Below are 26,706 nucleotides of genomic sequence, written 5' to 3' on the forward strand. Positions count from 1 at the left end.
GCTTATGGCCAAGGTATTCGTGATCGCCAACCAGAAGGGTGGTGTGGGCAAGACCACCACGACGGTGAACCTGGCCGCCGGTCTGGCCGCGCAGGACCAGCGGGTGCTGCTGGTCGACCTGGATCCCCAGGGCAACGCATCGATGGGCTCGGGCATCGACAAGCAGTCGCTGGAACACAGCGTGTACCAGGTGCTGCTGGGGCTGGCGTCGGTGCCGCAGGCGCGCCAGCGGTCGGAAGCCGGACGCTACGACGTGCTGCCGGCCAACCGCGAACTGGCCGGCGCCGAAGTCGAACTGGTGGATCTGGACCAGCGCGAGCGCCGGCTCAAGCAGGCGCTGGCCGAGGTGGACGACCAGTACGACTTCGTGCTGATCGACTGCCCGCCGTCGCTGTCGCTGCTGACCCTGAACGGCCTGTGCGCGGCGCACGGCGTGATCGTGCCGATGCAGTGCGAGTACTTCGCGCTGGAGGGGCTATCCGACCTGGTCAACACGATCAAACAGGTGCACGCGAACCTGAACCGCGACCTGAAGGTGATTGGCCTGCTGCGCGTGATGTTCGATCCGCGCGTGACGCTGCAGCAGCAGGTGTCGGCCCAGCTTGAGGCGCATTTCGCGGAGAAGGTCTTCAAGACCGTGATCCCGCGCAATGTGCGGCTGGCCGAGGCGCCGTCGTACGGCATGCCCGGCGTGGCATTCGATGCGTCCTCCAAGGGCGCCAAGGCGTATCTCGATTTCGGCGCGGAGATGATCGCGCGCGTCCGCCAGCTCGGTTGAGCGGCACGAACTGACAGGGAAGGGTGGCGAGCATGGTGACCGCTAAGAAGAAGGGGCTGGGCCGGGGACTGGAAGCACTGCTCGGCGGGCCGGCCGAGATCGTCGAGACGGCGCGGCAGGAAGGGCTGCCGTCGGTGCTCAACGTCAATCAGCTTCAGCCGGGCAAGTACCAGCCGCGCACGCGCATGGACGAGGGCGCACTGCAGGAGCTGGCCGCCAGCATCCGCGCGCAGGGCCTGATGCAGCCGATCCTGGTGCGCCGCGTGGCCGAGCCGGATCGCTACGAGATCATCGCCGGCGAACGCCGCTACCGCGCGTCGAAGCTCGCCGGGCTGGACAAGGTGCCGGTGCTGGTCAAGGACGTGGCCGACGAGGCCGCGGCCGCCATGGCGCTGATCGAGAATATCCAGCGCGAGGACCTCAATCCGCTGGAAGAGGCGCAGGGCATCATGCGGCTGATCCGCGAATTCAGCTTCACGCACGAGCAGGCCGCGGAGTCGGTGGGCCGCTCGCGCAGCGCGGTGTCGAACCTGCTGCGGCTGCTGAACCTGGCCGCGCCGGTGCAGACCATGCTGATGGCGGGCGACCTGGACATGGGGCACGCGCGGGCGCTGCTGGCCGTCGACGGCGCCAACCAGATCACGCTGGCCAACCAGATCGTCAACAAGCGGCTGTCGGTGCGCGAGACGGAAAAGCTGGTCGCCTCGACGCTGAAGCCGTTCGACCTGAAGTCGCTCAAGCAGAAGCAGGGCAACGGCACGCGCGACGTGGCGCGGCTGGAAGAGGAACTGTCCGACGCGCTGGGGCTGGCCGTGCAGATCAAGCTCGGCGCGCGCGGCAAGGGCCAGTTGACCATCCACTTCAACAACAACGACGCGCTGGACGGCGTGTTGACGCGGCTGCGCGAGCCGGCGGCCAACGCCTAGCCGTTTCCACGGTATACGGCAATCGTTTTACAGGTGGAATCGGTGGCCTGTCGGCCCGGCGCGACAGGCACGCCAGCGTGCACCATGCCGCGGCATGAATCTGCGCGATAACCGAACGGCGCCCGGCGCGTGTCGCAATGCGGTGCACGCCGGGGCCGGGTCCAGTGACGGCCGATTCACCATCATGCCCGCTCGGGCGCGCGCAATCCGATTACGTTGCGCGTCATTGCCGCGCAATATCCCACCATCCATCATGAAGGCGTGATAGCAACCGTTGTGCGAAATTCACTGCAAGCTAACTGAAAGCAGATTGACTCGTCTTGGCGATTGCTAATAGAATCGTGCGGTTTGAATTCTGGCCGGCGACGAAAAGTTCCGGCCTGGAACGAGGCTAGGCAGGTGGTGGTTCGAGACCGTCAGCAGGAATATTCGCAAGCCGGCCCGGCGTCCCCCGGCAGTCGTCGTCACGACGATTGGCGAGACGACTGGGATGATAACGCCGAGCGCGAGGACGAAGCTGTCGATCCGCTGTCGCATGCCGAGGCGGTGAGGCTGCTGGGCGAGCGCGCGTTGCGCCCGTCGCGGATGACACCGGGCAAGGTCGTGGTGGCCCAGATCGTGGTCACGCTGCTGTCGGCCCTGGCCTGGGCGATGTTCGCCGGGGCGCCGGGGCCTTCGGGCTGGTCGGCCTTCTTCGGCGGCATGGCGTGTTTCGTCCCGAGCGGCTTCTTCGCGCTGCGGCTGTACATGTCGCGCGCGCAGCCGTCGGTCGGCGGCCTGGTGGCCGGCGAGGCGATCAAGGTCTTCGGCACGGTGGCACTGCTGGTGCTGGTGATCGTGCTGTACCGCGAGCTTCGATGGGTGCCGCTGCTGGTCACGTTCCTGCTGGCGCTCAAGACTTACTGGGTGGCGCTCGCGATCCGCTAGGCGGAGAGTCGCGAATCCCGTCGCCCGGGCCACGCCGCAAGGCAGGGCCACGGCTTGGGGTTCGGTCTCAGATGAGGCACCCATCCGGAATATCAAGGTTTCAACGCGCAGGGCGTCACAACGGTGCAGCGCTGCGTGAGCAAGGTTTTGCCCTGAACAATACGAAGGATTTGCCGCGGCGGTGACCGGTCATGTGACCGAAGGCCCAGGCAAGTCTCATACCGGTAGGCCGCCAGGGCGGTCGCCGGCAACGCAGATTTCGCAATATACCGATCGTTTCAACATGTCATCTGAAGCTACGCAAGGCGCAGGGCACGTGCTCACACCCTCAGGCTATATCGCCGAACACCTGCAGAACTTTAATTCGGTCGGCGGCAAGCAGCAGTCCGTGGTCGATTTCAGTGTCATCAACTATGACACCGTGTTCTGGTCGGTGCTGTGCGGCGTCATCGCACTGCTGTTCCTCTACATGGCCGCCCGCCGCGTCACGGCCGGCGTGCCGGGCCGCTTCCAGGCCTTCGTGGAAATGATCGTCGAGATGGTCGACGACCAGGCCAAGGGCATCATCCACGGCGACCGCTCGTGGATCGCCCCGCTGGCGCTGATGGTGTTCTGCTGGATCACCATGATGAACGCGATCGACCTGATCCCCGTGGACTGGGTCACCGGCCTGAACCACGTGCTGGGCATCTTCCACATCCACCTGCCGCACCACCGCGCCGTGGCCACGGCCGACCTGAACGGCACGCTGGGCATGTCGTGCTCGGTGCTGGTGCTGATGATCTACTACAGCTTCAAGATCAAGGGCGTCGGCGGCTTCGCGCACGAGCTGTTCTCGGCCCCCTTCGGTGCCAAGTGGTACCTGGCGCCGTTCAACTTCGTCCTGAACATCATCGAGTTCCTGGCCAAGGCCGTGTCGCTGGGCATGCGGCTGTTCGGCAACATGTACGCCGGCGAGCTGGTGTTCCTGCTGATCGCGCTGCTGGGTTCGATCTGGACGTTCGGCGCGGACCTGTCCGCACTGGGCTTCGTCGGTCACGTGATTGCTGGCGCCGTCTGGGCCATCTTCCACATCCTGATCGTGCTGCTGCAGGCCTTCATCTTCATGATGCTGACGCTGGTGTACATCGGCCAGGCTCACGATCACCACTGATTTTCCGGTTCTTCGTTTTTTGGTTTTTTGGTTCTAAGTCTCTCTAAATTAAAGGAGTCATCATGCAAGCATTTCTCGCCAACATCCAGGGTCTGACCGCTATCGGTATCGGCATCATCATCGGTCTGGGCGCTATCGGCGCCTGCCTGGGTATCGCCCTGATGGGTGGCAAGTACATCGAAGCCTGCGCACGTCAGCCCGAGCTGATGAACCCGCTGCAAACCAAGATGTTCCTGCTGGCTGGCCTGATCGACGCTGCATTCCTGATCGGTGTGGGCGTTGCAATGCTGTTCGCATTCGCCAACCCGCTGCTGTCGGTCATTCAGTAAGTCTTTTCGGTCTGCATGATGCTGACGGGCGGCGCAGGCCTCAGTCCGATGGCCTGGCCGCCCTTGTGCATTTATCTGTAGTTTGATTACCGAAAGGAACACACCATGAATCTGAACGCAACGTTTCTTGCGCAGATGGTCGTGTTCTTCATCCTGTGGTGGGTTGTTGCCAAATTCATTTGGCCGCCGCTGGTGAAGGCGCTCGACGAACGCGCAAAGAAGATCGCCGATGGCCTCGCCGCTGCCGAAAAGGGCAAGGCGGAGCTTGAACTCGCCAACAAGCGTGTGGACCAGGCCATGGCCGAAGCCCGCACCGAAGGCGCACAGCGCGTGGCCGACGCCGAAAAGCGCGCCCAGGCCGCCGCCGACGAGATCAAGCAGAACGCCCAGGCAGAAGCCGCACGCATCATCGCCCAGGCCAAGGCCGAGGCAGAGCAGCAGGTGACCCGCGCACGCGAAACGCTGCGCGACCAGGTTGCCGTGCTGGCCGTGAAGGGTGCAGAGCAGATCCTCAAGCGTGAAGTGAACGCGCAGGTGCACGCCGACCTGCTCAATCAACTCAAGGCTGAGCTCTAATCATGGCTGAAACCGCAACCATTGCCCGTCCCTACGCCGAGGCGCTGTTCCGCGTCGCGAGCGAAGCCGGTGCAGGCAACCTGGGTGCATGGTCCGAACTGGTGTCGGAGATGGGGCAGGTTGCCGCCAACCCCGACATGCAGGCGCTCGCCACCGATCCGAACGTGCCGGGCGACAAGCTCGAGCAGGTGTTCCTGTCGGTGCTGAAGAGCCCGGTCAACGACGAGGCTCGCCGCCTCGTGAAGCTGCTGGTGGAAAACAACCGCCTGACGGTGTTGCCGGAAATCGCCGAGCAGTTCCATGCGCTCAAGAACGCCCGCGAGGGTTCGTCCGACGTCGAGATCACCAGCGCCTACCCGCTGGACGATTCGCAGACGAAGGAACTGGTCGCCGCACTCGAACGCAAGTTCGGCCGCAAGCTGTACGCAAAGGTGGCGGTGGACCCGTCGCTGATTGGCGGCGTGAGCGTCAAGGTCGGCGACGAAGTGCTCGACACCTCCGTGCGCGCGCGCCTGGCTGCCATGCAAGCCACGCTGACCGCCTGACCGCAACGGCCGACGGATTGAAGAATTAGGAGCATTGTGATGCAACTGAACCCCTCAGAAATCAGCGAGCTGATCAAGTCCCGCATCTCGGGTCTTGGCGCCGACGCTGAAGTGCGCAACACCGGCACGGTGATTTCCGTGACCGATGGTATCTGCCGCGTGCACGGCCTGTCCGGCGTGATGCAGGGCGAGATGCTGGAATTCCCGGGCAACACGTTTGGCCTGGCACTGAACCTCGAGCGTGACTCGGTGGGTGCCGTGGTGCTGGGCGAGTACGAACACATTTCGGAAGGCGATACGGTCAAGTGCACCGGCCGCATTCTGGAAGTGCCCGTGGGCAAGGAACTGCTGGGCCGCGTGGTCAACACGCTGGGCCAGCCGATCGACGGCAAGGGCCCGATCAACGCCAAGGAAACGGACGTGATCGAGAAGGTCGCCCCGGGCGTGATCGCACGTCAGTCGGTGAGCCAGCCGGTGCAGACCGGCCTGAAGTCGATCGACGCGATGGTGCCGATCGGCCGTGGCCAGCGCGAGCTGATCATTGGCGACCGCCAGACCGGCAAGACCGCCGTGGCCGTCGACGCCATCATCAACCAGAAGGGCAAGGGCGTCTTCTGCGTGTACGTGGCAATCGGCCAGAAGGCTTCGACGATCTCGAACGTCGTGCGCAAGCTCGAGGAAAACGGCGCGATGGAATACACCATCGTCGTGGCCGCCTCGGCTTCGGACTCGGCCGCCATGCAGTACCTGGCCGCGTACGCCGGCTGCACGATGGGCGAGTACTTCCGCGACCGCGGCGAAGACGCGCTGATCGTCTATGACGACCTGACCAAGCAAGCCTGGGCCTACCGCCAGGTGTCGCTGCTGCTGCGCCGCCCGCCGGGCCGCGAAGCCTACCCGGGCGACGTGTTCTACCTGCACTCGCGCCTGCTGGAGCGCGCCGCGCGCGTGAACGAGGACTACGTGTCGAAGTTCACGAACGGCGCCGTGACCGGCAAGACCGGTTCGCTGACCGCGCTGCCCGTGATCGAAACGCAGGCCGGCGACGTGTCCGCGTTCGTGCCGACCAACGTGATCTCGATCACCGACGGCCAGATCTTCCTGGAAACCGACCTGTTCAACGCCGGTATCCGTCCCGCCATCAACGCCGGTATCTCGGTGTCGCGCGTGGGTGGTGCAGCCCAGACGAAGGTCATCAAGAAGCTGTCCGGCGGTATCCGTACCGACCTGGCCCAGTACCGTGAACTGGCTGCGTTCGCGCAGTTCGCCTCGGACCTGGACGATGCCACCCGCAAGCAGCTGGAGCGCGGCCGCCGCGTGACGGAACTGCTCAAGCAGCCGCAGTACCAGCCGCTGCAGGTGTGGCAACTGGCCGCGTCGCTGTACGCCGCGAACAATGGCTTCCTCGACAACGTCGACGTGAAGGACATCCTGCCGTTCGAAAAGGGCCTGCACGACCACCTGAAGACCAAGTTCGCCGACCTCGTCAACCGCATCGAAGAGACCAAGGATCTGTCGAAGGACGACGAAGCCGCCCTGCGTGCCGCGATCGAGGATTTCAGGAAGTCCGCCGCGTTCTAACCGCGTGATTCCACGGACCGCGCCGTGACGCCGCAAGGCTGACGGCGCGGCACGAATGGAGAGGAAAGATATGGCCGGAACGAAAGAGATTCGAACCAAGATCAAGAGCGTGCAGAACACGCGCAAGATCACCAAGGCGATGGAAATGGTCGCCGCGTCCAAGATGCGCAAGGCGCAGGAACGGATGCGCAATGCCCGCCCGTACGCCGAGAAAGTGCGCAATATCGCCGCGCACCTGGCCACCGCCAACCCCGAGTTCAAGCATCCGTTCATGATTGGCCGCGACGTCAAGCGCGCCGGCATGATCGTGGTGACGACCGACAAGGGCCTGTGCGGCGGCTTGAACACGAACGTGCTGCGTGCGGTGACCAACGAGCTGAAGACCCTGCAGAACCGTGGCGTGGCCGTCCAGGCCACCGCGATCGGTACGAAGGGGATGCAGTTCCTGGGCCGTATCGGCGCCAAGGTGGTCTCGAACGTTGTGCACCTCGGTGACACCCCGCATCTGGAAAAGCTGATCGGCGCCATCAAGGTCCAGCTCGACGCCTTCACCAACGGCGAAGTCGACGCGGTGTACCTGGCCTATACCAGGTTCATCAACACGATGAAGCAGGAGCCGGTGGTCGAGCAACTGCTGCCGCTGGCGGCAGACAAGCTGAACCAGACCGAAGATGAAAAGCGCGCCTACTCGTGGGATTACATCTACGAGCCCGACGCCCAGACGGTTGTGGAAGAGCTGCTCGTCCGCTACGTCGAGGCGCTGGTGTACCAGGCCGTGGCCGAGAACATGGCGTCGGAACAGTCGGCGCGCATGGTGGCCATGAAGGCGGCTTCCGACAATGCCAAGAACGTGATTGGCGAACTGCAGCTGGTCTACAACAAGACCCGCCAGGCCGCGATCACGAAGGAACTGTCGGAAATCGTCAGCGGCGCAGCGGCGGTCTAAGGCGTCAAGAATTCAAGCTATCGGAGATACGAAATGAGTATCGGAAATATTGTGCAGTGCATTGGCGCCGTGGTGGACATCGAGTTCCCGCGCGACGCAATGCCGAAGGTGTACGACGCGCTCGTGCTCGAAGAGGGCAACGACAAGTCGTTCGCCGAGAAGGGTCTGACCTTCGAAGTGCAGCAGCAGCTCGGCGACGGCGTGGTGCGTACCATTGCCCTGGGTTCGTCGGACGGCCTGCGCCGCGGCATGTCGGTGAAGAGCACCGGCGCCCCCATCTCGGTGCCGGTTGGCCACGGTACGCTGGGCCGCATCATGGACGTGCTGGGTCGCCCGATCGACGAAGCCGGCCCGATCGCCGCCGATGAAAAGCGTGCGATTCACCAGAAGGCCCCGCGCTTCGACGAACTGTCGCCGTCGGTGGACCTGCTGGAAACCGGCATCAAGGTGATCGACCTGGTGTGCCCGTTCGCAAAGGGCGGCAAGGTGGGCCTGTTCGGTGGCGCCGGCGTCGGCAAGACCGTGAACATGATGGAGCTCATCAACAACATCGCCAAGCAGCACAGCGGTCTGTCGGTGTTTGCCGGTGTGGGCGAGCGTACCCGTGAAGGGAACGACTTCTACCACGAAATGAAGGACTCGAACGTGCTCGACAAGGTGGCCATGGTGTTCGGCCAGATGAACGAGCCGCCGGGCAACCGTCTGCGCGTGGCGCTGACCGGCCTGACGATGGCCGAGCGCTTCCGCGACGAAGGCCGCGACATCCTGTTCTTCGTCGACAACATCTACCGCTACACGCTGGCCGGTACCGAAGTGTCGGCACTGCTGGGCCGTATGCCTTCGGCCGTGGGCTACCAGCCGACGCTGGCTGAAGAAATGGGCAAGCTGCAGGAGCGGATCACGTCGACCAAGACTGGCTCGATCACGTCGATCCAGGCCGTGTACGTGCCTGCCGATGACTTGACCGACCCGTCGCCGGCCACCACCTTCCTGCACCTGGACTCGACCGTCGTGCTGTCGCGTGACATCGCCGCGCTGGGTATCTACCCCGCCGTCGACCCGCTCGACTCGACCTCGCGCCAGCTCGATCCGCAGATCGTCGGCACGGAACACTATGAAGTGGCCCGCCGCGTGCAGCAGACCCTGCAGCGCTACAAGGAACTGCGCGACATCATCGCGATTCTGGGCATGGACGAACTGTCGCCGGAAGACAAGCTGGCCGTGTCCCGCGCCCGGAAGATCCAGCGTTTCCTGTCGCAGCCGTTCCACGTGGCCGAAGTGTTCACGGGTTCGCCGGGCAAGTACGTGCCGCTGAAGGAAACCATCCGTGGTTTCAAGATGCTGGTCGATGGCGAGTGCGATCACCTGCCCGAGCAGGCGTTCTACATGGTCGGTTCGATCGACGAAGCCTTCGAGAAGGCCAAGAAGCTTCAGTAAGCGGCGTCTTTCGCTTTCGCGCGGCGTCGCGGCGGTCGTGCCCAGGCACGGCGCCGCGGCCAGCGTGAAGGCGGGACACAGGCTTCCTGATGTGCAGGGAGCCAACGCTTTCTGGAGAAAGGATCTTATATGGCAACCATTCTTGTAGACGTCGTCAGCGCGGAAGCGTCGATCTTCTCCGGTCAGGCGAAGTTCGTGGCGCTGCCCGGCGAGACGGGTGAACTGGGTATCCTGCCCGGCCACACGCCGCTGATCACGCGCATCCAGCCGGGTGCCGTGCGCATCGAGAAGGAAGACGGCAGCGAGGAATTCGTATTCGTTGCCGGCGGCATTCTCGAAATCCAGCCTCAGCACGTGACCGTTCTGGCCGACACCGCGATTCGCGGCGGCGACCTGGACGAAGCCAAGGCTCAGGAAGCCAAGCGTGCTGCGGAGGAACTGATGCAGAACCAGAGCAGCGACCTGGACCTGGCGCGCGCCCAGAGCGAACTGGCCGTCGCCGCTGCCCAGCTCGCCGCAATCGCCCGCCTGCGCCGCAAGAAGTAAGCGCGTTACGCAGGCCCGCCGCGCTGTTGTTTTTTCGGCGAGGCATTAAAAAAGGCAGCCAACGGGCTGCCTTTTTTATTTTCCAAACGCTATATTTCTGTGCCTGGACCACAAAAAAAAGCGCGCGGGCCGGGGAGGCTCCGCGCGGACGGGAAAATCCCTTCGAGGGGTCAATTCGAAGGAACGGGTTCGGTCCAGGATTCACTTACAAGCGCAACGGAACTTTGCGTCCGTATATTCTGGCGAGATTCCATGCTCGGAACCTCAAGCCACGCGCTACCGGTCTTCCTAGTGCCGGATCAGGCATTTGCACGAAATGTCTGATCCGGTAAATCGGGGCACTGCTCAGGCTTTCTTCCACACCCCTTATTATTTAAGGCTTTAGCGGCGGGGGTGCCTCACACCAAGCGCTGGTCTGTCAATGCATTGTGGGGGAAACTTCCGGGTGTGGCAGTAACAAAATGTATCGTTTTGCAAGTAGATGAAAGGCCGGCGAGTAAGCGGCCGGCGTTTTGAACACATTTATTCGATTTTGAAAGCGTTTTCACGGCGAGAGTTCGCCGGCGGTTACAGTCGAAATGTTAAGACATTTAATTCGTAGTGTACTGAATACATTACGTTTTTTCCGTGTCCGCTTAAGTCATTCCCTACTTTCGTGGGATGCCAGAAACGTGTTTTGCAGAAGTGTGTTCGGTAGCGCATTCAGCGTTACGATTTGAAACGGTGACTCGCAACGGCGCGCCAGCCGTTTCTGATCGCGGACAAGGGTGGCCGCCGCTACACTGGCGGACGTTTGCACCCAAGCTCGCATCTCCATGGCCATCGATCCCCAGCTGCAATCCTATTACCGCCAGATGGCGGACCGTTATGCCGGCCAGCCCTCCGCCGTGACCGCGCCCGAACGCCGCGCACGTTTTGAGGACGTGGCGGCCCAGTCCCAGCTACCCGATCCGGACGGCATGACTGTCGAGGATCTCGCCATCCCGTCCGGCGGCACGTCGCTGCCCGTCCGCCTGTTCCGTCCCGCCGGGGAAGCCAGCCCGAAGCTGATCGTCTACTTCCACGGTGGCGGCTGGGTGGTCGGATCGCCGGCCACGCACCACACGGTGGCCGCGCTGCTGGCAGCCGATACCGGGTGCGCAGTGGCCAGCGTGGACTACCGGCTGGCGCCCGAAATGCCTTTCCCGACCCCTTGCGATGACGCCATCGCCGCCGTGCAATGGCTGGCCGATGCGCGCGCATCGCTCGGCATGGCGGCCGACTTCCTGGCCGTGGCCGGCGACAGCGCCGGCGGCCACCTCGCAGCCGCCGCGGCGCGGCATATCAACGACGCCGCCGGCCGTCACATCGTCAACGCGCAACTGCTGATCTACCCGGTGACCGCGCCGGTGCTGACCACCGAAAGCTACCGCGCCTTCGCGGACGGCCCCGGCCTGACCCGCGACGAGATGGCGTGGTTCTGGACGCAGTACATCGGCGCCGATGCCTTGGCGCTGGGCGCCGACCAGTCCGACCCGCGCATCTGCCTGATGGCGACGCCCCCCGCCTGCCTGCCGCCGGCCAGCGTGGTGATAGTGGCGTCGAACGACGTGCTGCGCGACGACGGCCTGGCCTATGCCGATTTCCTGGTCCGCCACGACGCGCCGGTCATCACGATCGAAGCCAGCGGCATGACCCACGGCTTTGCCCGGCTGCAACCGGAAGCGCCGCGCGCCCGCGAATGGATGCGCCGCGCCGCGCAGGCCTTCGTGGCGAGCTTCGACGACGCCTGAAATCCAGCCCGGCGAGGCATCGCCGAAAGCCGGCGCGGATATGACGGCCATCATCCCCGTGGACGGCTGCATGCAGCGGCCTTCCCGTAGAATGGCGGTCTTACGAGGATGACCATGACCGTACTGCAGAACGACACCTTCCTGCGCGCGCTGCGCCGGCAACCGACCGAATACACGCCGCTGTGGCTGATGCGCCAGGCGGGCCGTTACCTGCCCGAGTACAACGCCACGCGCGCCCGCGCCGGCAGCTTCCTGGGCCTGGCCAAGAACCCGGCGTACGCCACGGAAGTCACGCTGCAGCCGCTGGACCGCTATCCGCTCGACGCGGCGATCCTGTTCTCGGACATCCTCACGGTGCCGGACGCCATGGGCCTGGGGCTGTCGTTCGCGCAGGGCGAGGGCCCGCGCTTTGCCCATCCGCTGCGCACCGAGGGCGACGTGGCCAAACTGGCGGTGCCCGACATGTCGTCGTTGCAGTACGTATTCGACGCGGTCAGCGAAATCCGCCGTGCGCTGGTGCAGGACGGCAAGCAGCGCGTGCCACTGATCGGCTTCTCGGGCAGCCCGTGGACGCTGGCCTGCTACATGGTCGAAGGCGGCGGCTCGGACGACTTCCGCACGGTCAAGGCCATGATGTACGGCCGCCCGGACCTGATGCACCGCATCCTCGACATCAACGCCCAGGCCGTGTCGGCCTACCTGAATGCCCAGATCGAAGCGGGCGCGCAGGCCGTGATGGTGTTCGACACCTGGGGCGGCGCGCTGGCCGACGGCATGTACCAGACGTTCTCGCTGGCCTACATGCGGCGCGTGCTGCAGGGCCTGAAGCGCGAGCATGACGGCCAGCAGATCCCGGTCATCGTCTTCACCAAGGGCGGCGGCATCTGGCTCGAACAGATCACCGCGATTGAACCGGACGCCATCGGCCTCGACTGGACCGTCAACCTGACCCAGGCGCGCCGCCGCACCGAGGGCAAGGTGGCGCTCCAGGGCAATATCGATCCGACGGTACTGTTCGCCCCCGAAGCCGCCATCCGCGAACAAGTGCGCGGCGTGCTGGACAGCTACGCCGCCGCCGGGGGCAGTGACGGTCACATCTTCAACCTGGGCCACGGTATCTCGCAGTTCACGCCGCCGGAAAACGTGTCGGTCCTGGTGGACGAAGTCCACAATCACAGCCGCCGGCTGCGCGGCATGGCCGCCTGAACCGCTTTCCCCGCGCCGCAGCGATGTGATGGGTACGGGCGCCGCAGTGTCGCGAGAGGCGCTGCGGGCGCGCTGTCAAGTAAACTATTTCACCGCTTTTCGCCAAAAAGGTGCCCGGGGCTTGTTGTCAAGGCTTGACTTATGCACACCGATAGGTTTGCGGCACTGCACGAGCGGGTTACCCCTTAACTCAGTTGGGGGGTGTTTGCAAGTTGTTGATTCATAAGGATTTGAATCTTCTGCAACACAGGGTGCCAGGTCGATGAAAGCCTTGTGTCAAGCGCCTTGGCGGGAAGTCGATGCGACTTTTCAACAAAGTTATCCACAGGCCCGATGGTAGGGTTGGAAAACCGTCCGTGGATCATCGACTTAGGGTCACATTTGAAGTTTTACTTTAAGTTGATGCTGCGCCGCACACCGTCTTTCGCCCCTCTTTCGCCCACTGCGCGCGTGCACAACGCCGGCGCAAAAGCGCTGCACCAGGCCGGGGTGCGGCCATGAGCGCGGGTCCGGCGGACGCCGCCACTGTGGCGAATACCTTACAGACAACGAACGGCCCGACGACCGACCTTGCGCCCGATCAGCGCCCGGCTATCGTTCGTGTCGCGCTCGATACCCCGGCCGACGATTGCTTCGATTACCTGGCTGGCGATCTCGACATCCAGCCCGGCGAACTGGTGGTCGTGCCGTTCGGCAAGCGGCAGGCGGTCGGGGTAGCGGTGGCGCTGGCCGACCACTCCGATGTCCCCGCGGACAAGATTCGTCCTATCGCATCCCGAATCGGCTGGATGCCGCCGCTCAGCACGGGATGGATGGCGCTGGCCCGGTTTGCCGCGCGCTATTACCACCGCCGGCTCGGCGAAGTGATGCTGCCGTCGCTGCCGCCGTCGCTGCGCGAGGCCGAGCATTGGGATCGGCTGGGCCAGCGCGCCCGGACCACGCAGTATCAGGTACACGCCGACCAAGCCCAGGCGCTGGTCGAATCGGTGCCGGCCCGGGCGCGCAGCGTCCGCGCGCTGGCTGACGCGCTGTCCGCCACCGCCGGCACGCAGGATTGGGTACGCCTGGCCGACGCCCGCGCGCTGTGCACCGCCGCCCCGCAGCGGCTGGAGGAATGGCTGGCCGCCGGCTGGATCGTGTGCCGCCACGCCGACCGGCCGCTGCTGGAGCCCGACGCCAGCCGGGCCCCGTCGCCGTCGCCCGCACTCCACGCCGAGCAGCAGCAGGCGGTCGACGCCATCGGCGCCGCAGCCGGATACACAGCTTTCCTGCTCCATGGCGTGACCGGCAGCGGCAAGACCGAGGTCTACCTGCACGCCATCGCCGCCCGGCTGGCGGCCGACCCCGCGGCGCAGGTCCTCATGCTCGTGCCTGAGATCAATCTCACCCCCCAGTTGCAGGCCCGGATCGCCGAGCGCTTCCCCCACATGCCGCTGGCCGTGCTGCACAGCGGCCTGGCCGGCCAGGAGCGCAGCCTGCAATGGCTGGCCGCCCATCGTGGCGAAGCCCGCATCGTGCTGGGTACCCGCATGGCCGTGATGGCGTCGATGCCGCACCTGGCGCTGATCGTTGTGGACGAGGAGCACGACACGTCCTACAAGCAGCAGGAGGGACTGCGCTACTCCGCCCGCGACCTCGCCGTGTGGCGGGCCAACCAGCTCGGGATTCCCGTGGTGCTGGGGTCGGCCACGCCGTCGATGGAAACGTGGCAGCGGGCCGAGCAGGGCGCCTATCGCAAGCTGGTGCTGCGCGAGCGCGCGCAGGCCGATGCCGCGCTGCCCGTGGTGCGGCTGATCGATCTCAACCACGAGCGCCAGCGGCAGCGTCCGCTGTTCGAGGGGCTGTCGGTGCCGCTGCTCGATGCGATCCAGCAGCGGCTGGACCGTGGCCAGCAGAGCCTGCTGTTCCTGAACCGGCGCGGCTACGCGCCCGTGCTGGCGTGCGATAGCTGCGGCTGGCTGTCGGGCTGCCCGCGCTGCTCGGCGTACCTGGTGCTGCACCGTCCCGAGCGGCGGCTGCGCTGCCACCACTGCGGCCTCGAATCGCCGGTGCCGCACCATTGTCCCGATTGCGGAAATGTGGATATTGCGCCGCTTGGGCGCGGCACGCAGCGCATCGAGGAAGCGTTGTCCACACGTTTTCCACAGGCCCGGATCGCGCGGATCGACGCCGATTCCACGCGCCGCAAGGGCAGCGCGCAGGCCATGTTCGACGACGTGCATGCCGGCGAGGTCGACATCCTGGTGGGCACCCAGATGGTCGCCAAGGGCCACGACTTCCAGCGGGTGACGCTGGTGGGCATCGTCCACCCCGATGCGGCGATGTTCAGCCACGACTTCCGGGCCGCCGAGCACCTGTTCGCGTCGCTGATGCAGGTGTCCGGGCGCGCGGGCCGCGCCGGGCTGGGCGGCGAGGTCATGATCCAGACCCGCTATCCGGACGCCCCCGCGTTGCAGGCGCTGGCGCGGCATGACTATGATGGATTCGCGGCCAGCCAGCTGCGCGAGCGCCGGCAGGCCGGCCTGCCACCGTTTGCGTACCAGGTGCTGGTCACCGCCGAGCACGGGCAGCTGGAGCGGGCGCTGGACTTCCTGAAGGCGGCGCGCGAGCACGCCGAGTCGTGTCCGATGGCGCTGGAGGTGCAACTGCACGACCCGGTGCCGATGTCGATGGTGCGGCTGTTCAACAAGGAACGCGCCCAGATGCTGGTGGAAGCGGCGTCGCGCCCGGTGCTGCAACGCTTTGTCAGCGAGTGGGTACCCACCTTCGACGACGTCGCCACGCGGGTCAAGGGCGTCCGCTGGCAGCTCGAAATCGACCCGCTGCGCATCTGAAATGTTGCGTCAGTGCAACCTGCCCGCGCCGCCCGGAGATTAGGGGTTGCACTAGGTTGCACCTAGTAATTCAGCGAGAGTAAGATCGCGCCAATCCGGCAGCCTGGCCGGCTTGCGCGCGCGCATCGCCCAGGCTGCCTCCCGACTTTCCCGAGATCCGCTGGAGAACTGCCCGCATGGCCACCACCACCCTTGGCGTCAAGCTCGACGATGCTTCGCGCGAACGCCTGAAACGCGCCGCCCAATCGATCGACCGCACGCCCCACTGGCTGATCAAGCAGGCCATCTTCACGTATCTGGAACAGGTGGAACGCGGCCACATGCCGCACGAAGCGGGCGCCACCGCGCTGGCCGATGGCGATGGCGCCGACGCCGGCGACACCGCCCAGGCCGACGCGATGCCGCAGCCGTTCCTTGAATTCGCCCAGAGCATCCAGCCCCAGTCGGTGCTGCGCGCGGCCATCACCTCGGCCTACCGCCGCCCGGAGACCGAGTGCGTGCCGGTGCTGCTGGAGCAGGCCCGGCTGCCGCAGGCGCAGGCCGAGGCCGCCATCAAGATGGCCAAGGCGCTGGCGCAGAAGCTGCGCGAGCAGAAGGTGGGCACCGGCCGCGAAGGCCTGGTGCAGGGGCTGATCCAGGAATTCTCGCTGTCGTCGCAGGAAGGCGTGGCGCTGATGTGCCTGGCCGAGGCGCTGCTGCGCATTCCGGACAAGGCCACGCGCGACGCGCTGATCCGCGACAAGATCAGCGGCGCCAACTGGCAGTCGCACCTGGGCCAGAGCCCGTCGCTGTTCGTCAACGCCGCCACCTGGGGCCTGCTGCTGACCGGCAAGCTGGTGGCCACGCACACCGAGGCCGGGCTGTCGAAGGCGCTGACGCGCATCATCGGCAAGGGCGGCGAGCCGCTGATCCGCAAGGGCGTGGACATGGCGATGCGCCTGATGGGCGAGCAGTTCGTGACCGGCGAGACGATCTCCGAGGCGCTGGCCAACGCGCGCAAGTACGAGGCCGAAGGCTTCCGCTATTCGTACGACATGCTGGGCGAGGCCGCCATGACCGAGGCCGATGCCCAGCGCTACCTGGCGTCTTACGAGCAGGCCATCCACGCGATCGGCCAGGCGTCGCGCGGCCGCGGTATCTATGAAGGCCCCGGCATCTCGATCAAGCTGTCGGCGCTGCATCCGCGCTACAGCCGCGCCCAGCACGAGCGCGTGATCACCGAGCTGTACGCGCGGCTGAAGTCGCTGACCGTGCTGGCGCGCCAGTACGACATCGGCATCAACATCGACGCCGAGGAAGCCGACCGCCTGGAAATCTCGCTGGACCTGCTCGAACGGCTCTGCTTCGAGCCTGAGCTGGCCGGCTGGAACGGTATCGGCTTCGTGGTACAGGGCTACCAGAAGCGCTGCCCGTTCGTGATCGACTACCTGATCGACCTGGCCCGCCGCAGCCGCCACCGCCTGATGATCCGCCTGGTCAAGGGCGCGTACTGGGACAGCGAGATCAAGCGCGCCCAGGTGGACGGCCTGGAAGGCTACCCGGTCTATTCGCGCAAGGTGTACACCGACGTGTCGTACGTGGCTTGCGCGCGCAAGCTGCTGTCGGTGCCGGACGCGATCTATCCGCAGTTCGCCACGCACAACGCGCACACGCTGTCGGCCATCTACCAGATCGCCGGCCAGAACTACTATCCCGGCCAGTACGAATTCCAGTGCCTGCACGGCATGGGCGAGCCGCTGTACGACCAGATCGTGGGCACCAAGGCGGACGGCAAGTTCGGCCGCCCGTGCCGCATCTACGCCCCGGTCGGCACGCACGAGACGCTGCTGGCGTACCTGGTGCGCCGGCTGCTGGAAAACGGTGCGAACACGTCGTTCGTGAACCGGATTGCCGACGACACGATTCCGCTCGACGAGCTGGTGGCGGACCCGGTGGCCGTGGTCGAGCAGATGCACAAGACCGAGGGCGCGCTGGGCCTGCCGCACCCGCGCATTCCGCAGCCGCGCACGCTGTACGGCAAGGCGCGCGCCAATTCGGCCGGCATCGACCTGTCGAACGAGCACCGCCTGGCGTCGCTGTCGTCGGCGCTGCTGGCCGGCGCCAGCGAGACGCACCGCGCCGAGCCGCTGCTGGGCGCCGATGTGCCGCGCGGCGACGCCCGGCTGGAACCGGTGCTGAACCCGGCCGACCACCGCGACGTGGTGGGGCAGGTGGGCGAGGCCACGCCGGCCGAGGTGGAAGCCGCGCTGACGGCCGCCGTGAACGTGGCGCCGATCTGGCAGGCCACGCCGCCCGAGGTGCGCGCCGCCGCGCTGGAACGCGCCGCGGACCTGATGGAAGCCCAGATGCAGTCGCTGATGGGCATCATCATGCGCGAGGCCGGCAAGACGTTCTCTAACGCGATTGCCGAAGTGCGCGAGGCGGTGGACTTCCTGCGCTACTACGCGGTGCAGGTGCGCGAGACGTTCTCGAACGATACGCACCGCCCGCTGGGCCCCGTGGTCTGCATCAGCCCGTGGAACTTCCCGCTGGCGATCTTCACCGGCCAGGTGGCGGCCGCGCTGGCCGCCGGCAACCCGGTGCTGGCCAAGCCGGCCGAGCAGACGCCGCTGATCGCCGCCGCCGCCGTGCGCCTGCTGCGCGAGGCGGGCGTGCCGGCCGGCGCGGTGCAGTTGCTGCCGGGCCGCGGCGAGACCGTGGGCGCCGCGCTGGTGGGCGACGCCCGCGTCAAGGGCGTGATGTTCACGGGATCGACCGAAGTGGCGCGCCTGCTCCAGCGCAATGTCGCCGGCCGGCTGGACGCCGCTGGCCGCCCGATCCCGCTGATCGCCGAGACCGGCGGCCAGAATGCGATGATCGTCGACTCGTCGGCGCTGGCCGAGCAGGTGGTGGGCGACGTGGTCAGCTCGGCCTTTGATTCGGCCGGCCAGCGCTGCTCCGCGCTGCGCGTGCTGTGCCTGCAGGAAGACGTGGCCGACCGCATCGTCGAGATGCTCAAGGGCGCCATGGGCGAACTGACGCTGGGCAACCCCGACCGGCTGTCGACCGACGTGGGCCCGGTGATCGACGAGGAAGCGCGCGGCAACATCGTCCGCCATATCGAGGCCATGCGCGCCAAGGGGCGCCGCGTGCACCAGGCCGATCCGAACGTGGTGCAGTCGGGGGCGTGCCGCCATGGCACTTTCGTGCCGCCGACGCTGATCGAACTGGACTCGATCGACGAACTCAAGCGCGAGGTCTTCGGCCCCGTGCTGCACGTGGTGCGCTTCCCGCGGGCCGCGCTGGACACGATGATCGGCCAGATCAACAGCACCGGCTACGGCCTGACGCTGGGCATCCACACCCGGATCGACGAGACCATCGCGCATATCGTGGACCGCGCCCACGTGGGCAACCTGTATGTGAACCGCAACATCGTGGGCGCCGTGGTGGGCGTGCAGCCGTTTGGCGGCGAGGGCCTGTCCGGCACCGGCCCGAAGGCGGGCGGCCCGCTGTACCTGCATCGCCTGCTGTCGGTCTGCCCGCAGGACGCCGTGGTGCGCGGCGTGCGCACGTCCGACATGGGCGGCGCCACGCCGCCGGCCCCGGAAAACGCCGCGCTGGCCGCGCTGAAGGGCTGGGCGCAGGGCAACCTGCCGGACGTGGCCGACGCCTGCGAGCGCTTTGCCGCCGCCTCGGCCTCGGGCATGTCGGTGACGCTGCCGGGCCCGACCGGCGAGCGCAACACCTACTCGCTGCTGCCGCGTGAGCGGGTGCTGTGCCTGGCCCAGACCGACGCCGACCTGGCGCTGCAGCTTGCCGCCGTGCTGGCGGTGGGCTCCGAGGCGTTGTGGACTGACACACCGGTGGCCAAGGCCCTGTTGGCGCGGCTGCCTGCCGCAGTACAATCGCGCGTCCGCGTGGTTTCCGACTGGCAGGGCACGGATATCGGCTTCGACGCGGTGCTGCACCACGGTGATTCCGACCAGCTCCGCACCGTCTGCGAGCAGGTGGCCACGCGCCCCGGCCCGATCGTCGGCGTCCAGGGCCTGGCCCAGGGTGAACCGAATATCGCGCTGGAGCGTTTGTTGATCGAGCGTTCGCTGTCCGTGAACACGGCGGCGGCGGGCGGCAACGCAAGTCTGATGACGATCGGCTGAGGCTCCGGCCTCACGCGGGTGGTCACATGAAGCGCGTGGCGGGGGCCGGCGATCCCGACCCTGCCGCGCAACCCAGGAACGGGCCGGTGCTGCCAACGCCGGCCCGCAAATATGCCGACACCGGCACCATATGGCACCCTATGGGACCCAAGGAGAACTGATGAGCTCGACATTCCGCAAGACGGCCATGACCGTCGCCATGGCCGTTGCAGGCCTGACCGCCGCCTCGGCCGCTTTCGCGCAGGCGCAGGAAATCAAGCTGGGCTACGCCGGCCCGCTGACCGGCGGCCAGGCCCAGTACGGCAAGGACATGCAGAACGGCATCGTGCTGGCCATCGACGACATGAACGCCACCAAGCCGAAGATCGGCGGCAAGGAAGTCAAGTTCGTCCTGGTCTCCGAGGACGACCAGGCTGACCCGAAGACCGGTTCCGTCGTGGCCCAGAAGCTGGTCGACGCCGGCATCCAGGGCATGCTCGGCCACTTCAACTCGGGCACCAGCATCCCGGCGTCGATGGTCTACAACCGCGCCGGCATTCCGCAGATCGCCATGGCGACGGCCCCGGAATACACCCGCCAGGGCTTCAAGACCACGTTCCGCATGATGACGTCCGACACGCAGCAGGGTTCGGTGATCGGCGCCTTCGTGGTGAAGAAGCTGGGCGCCAAGAACATCGCCATCGTCGACGACCGCACTGCCTACGGCCAGGGCCTGGCCGACGAGTTCGAGAAGGCTGCCAAGGCCGCCGGCGGCAAGATCGTGCGCCGCGAATTCACGAACGACAAGGCCGTCGACTTCAAGGCCGTGCTGACCAACATCAAGCGCAGCAACCCGGACGTGATCTTCTACGGCGGCGCCGAGACGCAGTCGGCCCCGATGGCCAAGCAGGTCAAGGAACTGGGCCTGAAGGCACCGATCGTCTCGGGCGAAATGTCCAAGACCGACAACTTCCTGAAGCTGGCCGGCACGGCCGCCGACGGCACCGTGGTGTCGCTGGCCGGCCTGCCGCTGGAGCAGATGCCCGGCGGCGCCGCCTACGAGAAGAAGTACGAGAAGCGCTTTGGCTCGAAGGTCCAGACGTACTCGCCGTACGCCTATGACGGCGCCACCGCGATGATGACCGCCATGATCAAGGCTGGTTCAGCAGATCCGGCACGCTACCTGCCGGTGCTGGCCGCCACGAACATGCAGGGCGTGACCACCAAGACCCTGGCCTACGACGCACGCGGCGACCTGAAGGACGGCGGCATCACCGTCTACAAGGTCGAAGGCGGCAAGTGGACCGTGCTGGAGACCGTGGGCGGCAAGTAATCCCGCCCCAACGCGCGCCGGACGGCTTTCCTACGGCCGGCGCGCAGGCAGAACTGACGCCACCCGGGCATCGGCCCGCGGTGGCGTTTTTTATTGGCCGTGCATTTCAGGGAACACCGATTGCGGCCTATCGCCCACGCCTAATAGCCTGCTGCGTCAGCTTCGACAAACAGGGGGAACGATGGCGATGTTCTACGCGGCGGTGGAGGGTGATCCGCTGGATGTCTCTCTGCAATTCGATAGCTGGATCCGCTGACGGTCATGTGGCGCTATCTTAGGAGGCTTCTTCCCTGGGCCTTCCTTTATATCTGCTTCGGTTTCGTCGTCTTCAAATTCGAGCGCGGCGTTCCCTACGACGACGAGTGCTGGAGCCCAAATCATGAGTACTTTATGGTGCGGAGGGAGTCGCTTGTGTCCTCCTGGACTTCGCGGCATGGAGACAGGGACGGTTGGGTCCTGATCTACGACAAGTACGGCAAGTTGCTACATCGGTGGGACGGCGGGCTCAGTTCCGAGGGCGGGCCGTGGTGGTCGGGCACTGCTATCCATTTCTTCAATGAGCCCCAAGCCACGCTCGATCTTCCGACCGACGCGGGGCGGACTGATTTGGTACGGCTCTGCTATTGACCATGAGGCGCTTTTTTCGGTGGCTGCTACGCGTTTTGCCATGGCTCGTGTTTTATATCTGCTTCGGCTTCGTCGTCTTCAAGTTCCAGCGCGGCGTTCCCTACGACGACGATTGTTGGAGCCCGAATCACGAATATTTCATGGTGCGCAAGGAATCGCTGGTGTCCTCGTGGACGTGGCGACACGAAGACCGGGAGGGTTGGGTGCTGATCTACGACAAGTACGGCAATCTCGTGCATCGATGGGATGGCGCGCTCAACACCGAAGGTGGGCCGTGGTGGTTTGGCACCGAGGTCCATATCTTCAACAAACCTCAAGCCACGCTGCATCTCCCGACGGACGCGGGGATGAGCGATTTCCATCGGCTTTGCTATTGACCATGGATGCGCTTCCGGTGGCTGCGACAGGTCTCGCCATGGCTCGCGTTCTATATCTGCTTCGGCTTCGTCTTCAAGCTCCACCCACCCCCAAAATCCCCCCGTCAACCCCGATCAACCCCCATTCTTCCGCTGTTCTCCCGGGAGCATGTCGCGCCGTTGGCGCATAATTCCGCTTTTGCTGAATTCTGATGAAGGAGCGGGCCTTGCAGGATGTCCGTTACGACCAAGCCATTGCGCTTGCGAACGCCGGGCGCCATGACGATGCCTTGCAGGTAGCCGACCAGCTCTGGGCGGCGCATCCCGAGGTTGTCGACTACGCCGCGCTGCGTGCGCAGATCCAGTCCGACCGGGGCGACGTGGCCGGTGCGCTGGCTGCGCTGGACGAGGCGATGGCCCGGCTGCCGGAGTTGTCGCTGGCGCCGATGCACCGCTGGGCGTCGCGCGGGGCGCTGGCGCACATGTATGGCACGTTGCTGATGCGCGAAGGCCGCGACGCCGAGGCGCAGCCGTGGCTGCACGAGGCGGCGCGGCGCAACGGGCTGGCTACTGGCGAGTGGGCCGCGCATTTCTACGCCGGCTTTGTCGCGTTCCGGCTCAACGATTTCGCGTTGGCCGGCCGGTACTGGCACGACCTGCTGTACCGGGCGCCCGATCTCGGTGCGGGCGACATCCTGCCGCTGGTGCAGGACTACGTGGCCCGTAGCGACGCCGCCGCGCAGCTTGGCGAGCCGCTGTTGCGGATCTGCTTTGGCCGCATCGCGCTCGATTCGCCGGAATTGCTCGATCTCACGCCGGCGCAGGGCGATGCCCTGGCGGCGGCGCAGGCCGAACGCGTGCTTGCCGAGCAGGCCGACCATCCCGAGGCGCGCCGCCTGCGGGCCCCGCTGCGGCTGGGCTCGGAGCCGGCTGCCGCGCTGGACGACCTGGAGACCTATCTGCGCCAGCGGCCCGATCCGCTCGCGCAGGTGCGCGCGCTGACGTGGCGCCACCAGTCGCACGTGGCCGCCGGGGCCAGCGCGCCGGCCCAGCCTGCCTGGACCGGTTTTGCGGTCACGGCCGATGCCGACGATGGCGCGCTGTATTTCCACGCCGCCACGGCGCTCGGCAGCTTCCTGGACGAGGTGCCCGCCTCGCAGGCCGCGCTCAAGCCGATGCTGGAGGCCATGTGCCGCAAGGGGCTGGCCTGTTTCGAGTCGTATTTCGAGACCGGCGAGGGCGACGCCCACGGCCACGGCGGCAACGCCGATCCGCATCTGTACTCGCTGCTGTGCCGCTTGCTGGCGCGCACGCTGCCGGCCGACGCCACGCACCTGGAAGAGAAGGTCGCGCTGCACCAGAAAGGCATGGCCGCCAGCGAGTTCATCGACCACTGGATCGACCTGCTCGACGCCCACGCCGCGGCTGGCCAGCACCAGCAGGTGGTGGACCTGGCCGGCGAGGTGCTGAACCGGTATCCGGTCGAGCGCGATCCGGCCCGCGTGAGCTGGGCGTTCAGCCGGCTGGTGGCCGCCTGGGCGGCAATCGGCGGCCGCGATGCCACCGAATCGGCCAGCGCCGCGCTTTCTCACATGGACATGCGGCTCGACGCGCTGCCCGTGGAGGCCCGCACCGAGGGCGCCCACGCCATGGCCCATGCCCGCGCCCACTATGCCGCGCTGCTGCAAGCCGGCATGGCGACCATGGATGAGCACGACAAGGCCGACGCGGTGGCCGAGCTGGAAGCGCTGCAACGGCGGTCGCTGCTGGTCGACGATGCCTGGGTATCGGGCCGCTTCGGCCAACTCTGGCGCGACCTGGGCGACCACGAACGCGCGCTGCCACTGCTGGAACAGGCCGTGACGCTGGCGCAGGCCGATCCCCGCGCCCAGGCCACGGCGCGGGTGCAGCGTGCCCGGCTGCTGGTCGATCTGGAGCGTTACCCCGAGGCACTGACCGACTTCCAGATGGCGTTTGCGGCACGCGACGACTGGGACGCCCATACCTGGCTGGTGGCCGTGCAGGCGGCCCTCGGCATGGGTCAGCGCGAATCGGCGCTGGCGTGGTTCGAGCGGGCCCGTGCGCAGGATGCCGAAAAGGGCAGCACGCGTGGCTTGTTCGCCAAGGTCGAGGCGTCGCTGAAGGCCACCCGTCCCAAGTGGAAGCTCTGGGGCGTGTGAACCGGGCGCCGCGCCATGTGAGCCACCGCACGCGGCGCCATATGCGACGATTCTGATTTTGAAAGACCTACAAAACCGCTATCGGAGACGATGGCGGTTTTTGTTTGGGGATGGCGTAAGTTGCGCGCATGTTCGAGAAAGTGTCGGACAAGCACTTACATTTCCCGACGTGTCCTTCCGTTACCATGTCGCGCATGAACGGATTGAGCCAACTTTTCCCCTCCCTGCCGCTGGCGCCGGGCGGACTGTTCTGGGTGGGCCTTGCGCTGGTTGGCGCGGGTCTGGCCGGAGAGGTCTGCCGCCGCTGGCTGGGGTGCCCGCGTATCGTCGGCTACGCGGTGGTAGGGCTGTTTGCCGGCATGCTCGGCCGCAGCATCGTCGACGACAACATGATTGCGCAGACGCGTGTGCTGATCGACATGGCGCTGGCCCTGGCGCTGTTCGAGCTCGGGCATCGGGTGTCGCTGTCGTGGCTGCGGGCCAACCCGTGGCTGCTGATCACCAGCGCGGCGGAAAGCCTGCTGACCTGGGGCCTGGTGTCCACGGTGCTGCAATGGCTGGGCGCCTCGCCTGGCGTGGCGATCCTGGCCGGCGGTATCGCGGTCAGCACGTCGCCGACCATCGTGCTGCAGCTCAAGAACGAGCTTCGGGCGGATGGCCAGGTGACCGAGCGGCTGCTGGCGATGGCCGCGCTGAACTCGATCTATGCCGCCGCGATCGTCCAGGTGGCCACGGGCTGGCTCCATTCGGAATACGGCAACATCGGCGCCGCGCTGCTCCATCCGCTGTACCTGCTGGTGGGGTCGAGCCTGCTGGCGTGGGTGGTGGGCAAGGTGGGCCATGCGATCTACGCCCGGATGTCGGCTGACGACCACTACAGCTTCCTGGTGCTGGTGGGGCTGGTGCTGTTCACGCTGGCGCTGACGCGTGTGCTGAAGCTGTCGATGCCGCTGACGCTGATGCTGGCGGGCATCGTGTTCAAGCATCAGGACCGCCAGCCGCATGTCTGGCCCACGCACTTCGGCAGCGCCGGCAGCCTGCTGATCATCGTGATGGTGGTGTCGCTGGGCCTGCCGCTGACCGCGAAGGACTGGGTCATCGGCGGCACGCTGGCCGTGGCGCTGGTGTTCTTCCGCCACGTGGCCAAGCTGGCCGGCGTGGTGTCGCTGGGTTCGTTCTCGGGCCTTAGCCTGCGCCAGTGCATGGCGCTGGGCCTGGCGCTGGCGCCAATGTCGGGGCTGGCTTATCTTCTGATGAGCGACGTCGCCCGCCTGTATCCGGGCACGGGCGCGCCGCTGGCATCGATCATCCTGTGCGCGCTGGCGATCGAGCAACTGCTCGGGCCCATCATCGCCGCGTGGGCGCTGCGGTACGCGGGCGAGGCACGGGTCAATGGAGGAGGGCGCTGATGTCGCTCGAACCGTTCAAGCATTCCGAGGCACTGACCTTCGGCGTCGAGCTGGAACTGCAGCTCGTCAATCGTCATGACTACGACCTGGCGCCGTTCGCGCCCGACTTGATCCGCGCGCTGAAGGGCGCCCAGCACGCCGGCGATATCAAGCCGGAAATCAGCCCGTCGATGATCGAGATCAGCACCGGCATCTGCCGCGACTACGCGCAGGCGCTGGAGGAGCTGACCGTGATGCGCGACCTGATGGTCAATGCATCGCGCGGCCTGAACCTGGGCATCTGCGGGGGCGGCACCCACCCGTTCCAGGTGTGGTCCGAGCGGACGATCTCCGACTCGCCGCGCTACCAGTACATTTCGGAGCTCTACGGCTACCTGGCCAAGCAGTTCACGGTGTTCGGCCAGCACGTGCATATCGGCTGCCCCAGCGCCGACGAGTCGCTGTTCCTGCTGCACGCCATTGGCCGCTACGTGCCGCACTTCATCGCGCTGGCCGCGTCGTCGCCGTACGTGCAGGGCGTGGACACCGGGTTTGCCTCGGCGCGGCTCAATTCGGTGGCCGCGTTCCCGATGAGCGGCCGGGCGCCGCATGTACTGACGTGGGAGGGCTTCCGGGCGTACTTCGACAAGATGCACGCCACGGGCGTGATCGAGAGCATGAAGGACTTCTACTGGGATATCCGTCCCAAGCCGGAGTTCGGCACGATCGAGGTGCGCGTGATGGACACGCCGCTGACGGTGCAGCGCGCCTGCGACATCGCCGCCTATATCCAGGCGCTGGCCCGCTACCTGTTGCTGTCGCGGCCTTTCATGCCCCAGGAAGACGACTACCTCGTGTACACGTTCAACCGCTTCCAGGCGTGCCGCTTCGGGCTGGAGGGCGAGTACGTGCATCCCAACGAGCTGACGCGGATGCCGATTGCTGACCATATCCTGTCGATCTGCGACGCGCTGGAGCCGCACGCCGAGGCGCTGGGGTCGCTCCAGGCGCTGGCGAACATCCGCGCCCAGGCGGCGGCGCGCGACAACGACGCGCGCATGGTGCGCACCGTCAACGACGAGGCGCACAGCCTGCGCGACACGGTGCGGCGGACCTGCGAGCAGTGGGAGTCGTAGCCGCGCGGTGTG

Annotated in this window: 21 protein-coding genes; all 21 read left to right on the forward strand. The window is 66.2% G+C overall.

Annotation, left to right across the window (positions count from 1 at the left end; translation table 11 throughout):
- The first annotated feature begins 4 nt into the window (after positions 1–4).
- A complete protein-coding gene (locus tag EHF44_RS05935) occupies positions 5–778 on the forward strand; it encodes a ParA family protein (RefSeq protein ID WP_124682901.1) in 774 nt (257 codons plus the stop codon).
- Positions 779–810: 32 nt separating this feature from the next.
- Complete coding sequence (locus EHF44_RS05940; RefSeq protein ID WP_124682902.1) at positions 811–1,704, forward strand: ParB/RepB/Spo0J family partition protein; 894 nt, start codon at positions 811–813, stop codon at positions 1,702–1,704.
- A 399-nt stretch (positions 1,705–2,103) separates the two neighbouring features.
- Positions 2,104–2,631, forward strand: a complete 528-nt coding sequence (locus EHF44_RS05945) for an ATP synthase subunit I (protein ID WP_124682903.1) — start codon at positions 2,104–2,106, stop codon at positions 2,629–2,631.
- A gap of 283 nt (positions 2,632–2,914) precedes the next feature.
- Complete coding sequence (gene atpB / locus EHF44_RS05950; protein ID WP_124682904.1) at positions 2,915–3,784, forward strand: F0F1 ATP synthase subunit A; 870 nt, start codon at positions 2,915–2,917, stop codon at positions 3,782–3,784.
- A 62-nt stretch (positions 3,785–3,846) separates the two neighbouring features.
- Entirely contained in the window at positions 3,847–4,113 is a 267-nt protein-coding gene (gene atpE, locus EHF44_RS05955; protein ID WP_124682905.1) for a F0F1 ATP synthase subunit C, read from the forward strand.
- Positions 4,114–4,218: 105 nt separating this feature from the next.
- A complete protein-coding gene (locus EHF44_RS05960; protein ID WP_124682906.1) occupies positions 4,219–4,689 on the forward strand; it encodes a F0F1 ATP synthase subunit B in 471 nt (156 codons plus the stop codon).
- A gap of 2 nt (positions 4,690–4,691) precedes the next feature.
- Positions 4,692–5,234 (forward strand): F0F1 ATP synthase subunit delta, encoded by a 543-nt coding sequence (locus EHF44_RS05965; protein WP_124682907.1) that lies wholly within the window; start codon positions 4,692–4,694, stop codon positions 5,232–5,234.
- 39 nt (positions 5,235–5,273) lie between these two features.
- A complete protein-coding gene (atpA, locus tag EHF44_RS05970; RefSeq protein ID WP_124682908.1) occupies positions 5,274–6,815 on the forward strand; it encodes a F0F1 ATP synthase subunit alpha in 1,542 nt (513 codons plus the stop codon).
- A gap of 70 nt (positions 6,816–6,885) precedes the next feature.
- Complete coding sequence (gene atpG / locus EHF44_RS05975) at positions 6,886–7,761, forward strand: F0F1 ATP synthase subunit gamma (protein WP_124682909.1); 876 nt, start codon at positions 6,886–6,888, stop codon at positions 7,759–7,761.
- Between the two features lie 33 nt (positions 7,762–7,794).
- Positions 7,795–9,198 carry a F0F1 ATP synthase subunit beta gene (gene atpD, locus EHF44_RS05980; RefSeq protein ID WP_124682910.1) on the forward strand — a complete coding sequence of 468 codons (1,404 nt, stop codon included), beginning with the start codon at positions 7,795–7,797 and terminating at the stop codon, positions 9,196–9,198.
- A 129-nt stretch (positions 9,199–9,327) separates the two neighbouring features.
- The gene (locus EHF44_RS05985; protein WP_124682911.1) at positions 9,328–9,744 is read left to right on the forward strand and encodes a F0F1 ATP synthase subunit epsilon; all 417 of its coding nucleotides are present in this window, start codon (positions 9,328–9,330) and stop codon (positions 9,742–9,744) included.
- Positions 9,745–10,559: 815 nt separating this feature from the next.
- Positions 10,560–11,516, forward strand: coding sequence for an alpha/beta hydrolase (locus tag EHF44_RS05990; RefSeq protein WP_124682912.1), 957 nt, complete (start codon positions 10,560–10,562; stop codon positions 11,514–11,516).
- 114 nt (positions 11,517–11,630) lie between these two features.
- Positions 11,631–12,722: a uroporphyrinogen decarboxylase gene (gene hemE / locus EHF44_RS05995; RefSeq protein WP_124682913.1), complete on the forward strand. Its 1,092-nt coding sequence runs from the start codon at positions 11,631–11,633 to the stop codon at positions 12,720–12,722.
- 497 nt (positions 12,723–13,219) lie between these two features.
- Entirely contained in the window at positions 13,220–15,556 is a 2,337-nt protein-coding gene (locus EHF44_RS06000; protein WP_124682914.1) for a primosomal protein N', read from the forward strand.
- A 176-nt stretch (positions 15,557–15,732) separates the two neighbouring features.
- Positions 15,733–19,695 (forward strand): trifunctional transcriptional regulator/proline dehydrogenase/L-glutamate gamma-semialdehyde dehydrogenase, encoded by a 3,963-nt coding sequence (gene putA, locus EHF44_RS06005; protein ID WP_124682915.1) that lies wholly within the window; start codon positions 15,733–15,735, stop codon positions 19,693–19,695.
- Positions 19,696–19,855: 160 nt separating this feature from the next.
- Positions 19,856–21,007: a branched-chain amino acid ABC transporter substrate-binding protein gene (locus EHF44_RS06010; protein ID WP_124682916.1), complete on the forward strand. Its 1,152-nt coding sequence runs from the start codon at positions 19,856–19,858 to the stop codon at positions 21,005–21,007.
- A gap of 261 nt (positions 21,008–21,268) precedes the next feature.
- Positions 21,269–21,634, forward strand: coding sequence for a hypothetical protein (locus EHF44_RS06015; RefSeq protein ID WP_124682917.1), 366 nt, complete (start codon positions 21,269–21,271; stop codon positions 21,632–21,634).
- Positions 21,635–21,636: 2 nt separating this feature from the next.
- Complete coding sequence (locus tag EHF44_RS06020; protein WP_124682918.1) at positions 21,637–22,011, forward strand: hypothetical protein; 375 nt, start codon at positions 21,637–21,639, stop codon at positions 22,009–22,011.
- A 191-nt stretch (positions 22,012–22,202) separates the two neighbouring features.
- The gene (locus EHF44_RS06025) at positions 22,203–24,170 is read left to right on the forward strand and encodes a hypothetical protein (protein WP_172966015.1); all 1,968 of its coding nucleotides are present in this window, start codon (positions 22,203–22,205) and stop codon (positions 24,168–24,170) included.
- Between the two features lie 185 nt (positions 24,171–24,355).
- Positions 24,356–25,579, forward strand: coding sequence for a cation:proton antiporter (locus EHF44_RS06030; protein ID WP_172966016.1), 1,224 nt, complete (start codon positions 24,356–24,358; stop codon positions 25,577–25,579).
- Positions 25,579–26,694, forward strand: a complete 1,116-nt coding sequence (locus EHF44_RS06035) for a YbdK family carboxylate-amine ligase (protein ID WP_124682921.1) — start codon at positions 25,579–25,581, stop codon at positions 26,692–26,694. Before EHF44_RS06030 ends, EHF44_RS06035 begins: the two co-directional genes overlap by 1 nt.
- Positions 26,695–26,706: the final 12 nt, after the last annotated feature.

Source organism: Cupriavidus pauculus, assembly GCF_003854935.1.
Classification (GTDB): Bacteria; Pseudomonadota; Gammaproteobacteria; order Burkholderiales; family Burkholderiaceae; genus Cupriavidus; species Cupriavidus pauculus_C.

What these genes read in the sequence shown, in the direction of transcription:
- EHF44_RS06015 (WP_124682917.1), top strand. Translation starts at nt 21,269, where the DNA reads ATGTGGCGCTATCTTAGGAGGCTTCTTCCCTGGGCCTTCCTTTATATC.
- atpA (WP_124682908.1), top strand. Translation starts at nt 5,274, where the DNA reads ATGCAACTGAACCCCTCAGAAATCAGCGAGCTGATCAAGTCCCGCATC.
- putA (WP_124682915.1), top strand. Translation starts at nt 15,733, where the DNA reads ATGGCCACCACCACCCTTGGCGTCAAGCTCGACGATGCTTCGCGCGAA.
- EHF44_RS06035 (WP_124682921.1), top strand. Translation starts at nt 25,579, where the DNA reads ATGTCGCTCGAACCGTTCAAGCATTCCGAGGCACTGACCTTCGGCGTC.
- EHF44_RS06000 (WP_124682914.1), top strand. Translation starts at nt 13,220, where the DNA reads ATGAGCGCGGGTCCGGCGGACGCCGCCACTGTGGCGAATACCTTACAG.
- EHF44_RS05940 (WP_124682902.1), top strand. Translation starts at nt 811, where the DNA reads ATGGTGACCGCTAAGAAGAAGGGGCTGGGCCGGGGACTGGAAGCACTG.
- EHF44_RS05985 (WP_124682911.1), top strand. Translation starts at nt 9,328, where the DNA reads ATGGCAACCATTCTTGTAGACGTCGTCAGCGCGGAAGCGTCGATCTTC.
- EHF44_RS06025 (WP_172966015.1), top strand. Translation starts at nt 22,203, where the DNA reads ATGAAGGAGCGGGCCTTGCAGGATGTCCGTTACGACCAAGCCATTGCG.
- atpG (WP_124682909.1), top strand. Translation starts at nt 6,886, where the DNA reads ATGGCCGGAACGAAAGAGATTCGAACCAAGATCAAGAGCGTGCAGAAC.
- EHF44_RS05935 (WP_124682901.1), top strand. Translation starts at nt 5, where the DNA reads ATGGCCAAGGTATTCGTGATCGCCAACCAGAAGGGTGGTGTGGGCAAG.
- atpE (WP_124682905.1), top strand. Translation starts at nt 3,847, where the DNA reads ATGCAAGCATTTCTCGCCAACATCCAGGGTCTGACCGCTATCGGTATC.
- EHF44_RS05960 (WP_124682906.1), top strand. Translation starts at nt 4,219, where the DNA reads ATGAATCTGAACGCAACGTTTCTTGCGCAGATGGTCGTGTTCTTCATC.
- EHF44_RS05990 (WP_124682912.1), top strand. Translation starts at nt 10,560, where the DNA reads ATGGCCATCGATCCCCAGCTGCAATCCTATTACCGCCAGATGGCGGAC.
- EHF44_RS06030 (WP_172966016.1), top strand. Translation starts at nt 24,356, where the DNA reads ATGTCGCGCATGAACGGATTGAGCCAACTTTTCCCCTCCCTGCCGCTG.
- EHF44_RS06010 (WP_124682916.1), top strand. Translation starts at nt 19,856, where the DNA reads ATGAGCTCGACATTCCGCAAGACGGCCATGACCGTCGCCATGGCCGTT.
- hemE (WP_124682913.1), top strand. Translation starts at nt 11,631, where the DNA reads ATGACCGTACTGCAGAACGACACCTTCCTGCGCGCGCTGCGCCGGCAA.
- EHF44_RS05965 (WP_124682907.1), top strand. Translation starts at nt 4,692, where the DNA reads ATGGCTGAAACCGCAACCATTGCCCGTCCCTACGCCGAGGCGCTGTTC.
- atpB (WP_124682904.1), top strand. Translation starts at nt 2,915, where the DNA reads ATGTCATCTGAAGCTACGCAAGGCGCAGGGCACGTGCTCACACCCTCA.
- atpD (WP_124682910.1), top strand. Translation starts at nt 7,795, where the DNA reads ATGAGTATCGGAAATATTGTGCAGTGCATTGGCGCCGTGGTGGACATC.
- EHF44_RS06020 (WP_124682918.1), top strand. Translation starts at nt 21,637, where the DNA reads ATGAGGCGCTTTTTTCGGTGGCTGCTACGCGTTTTGCCATGGCTCGTG.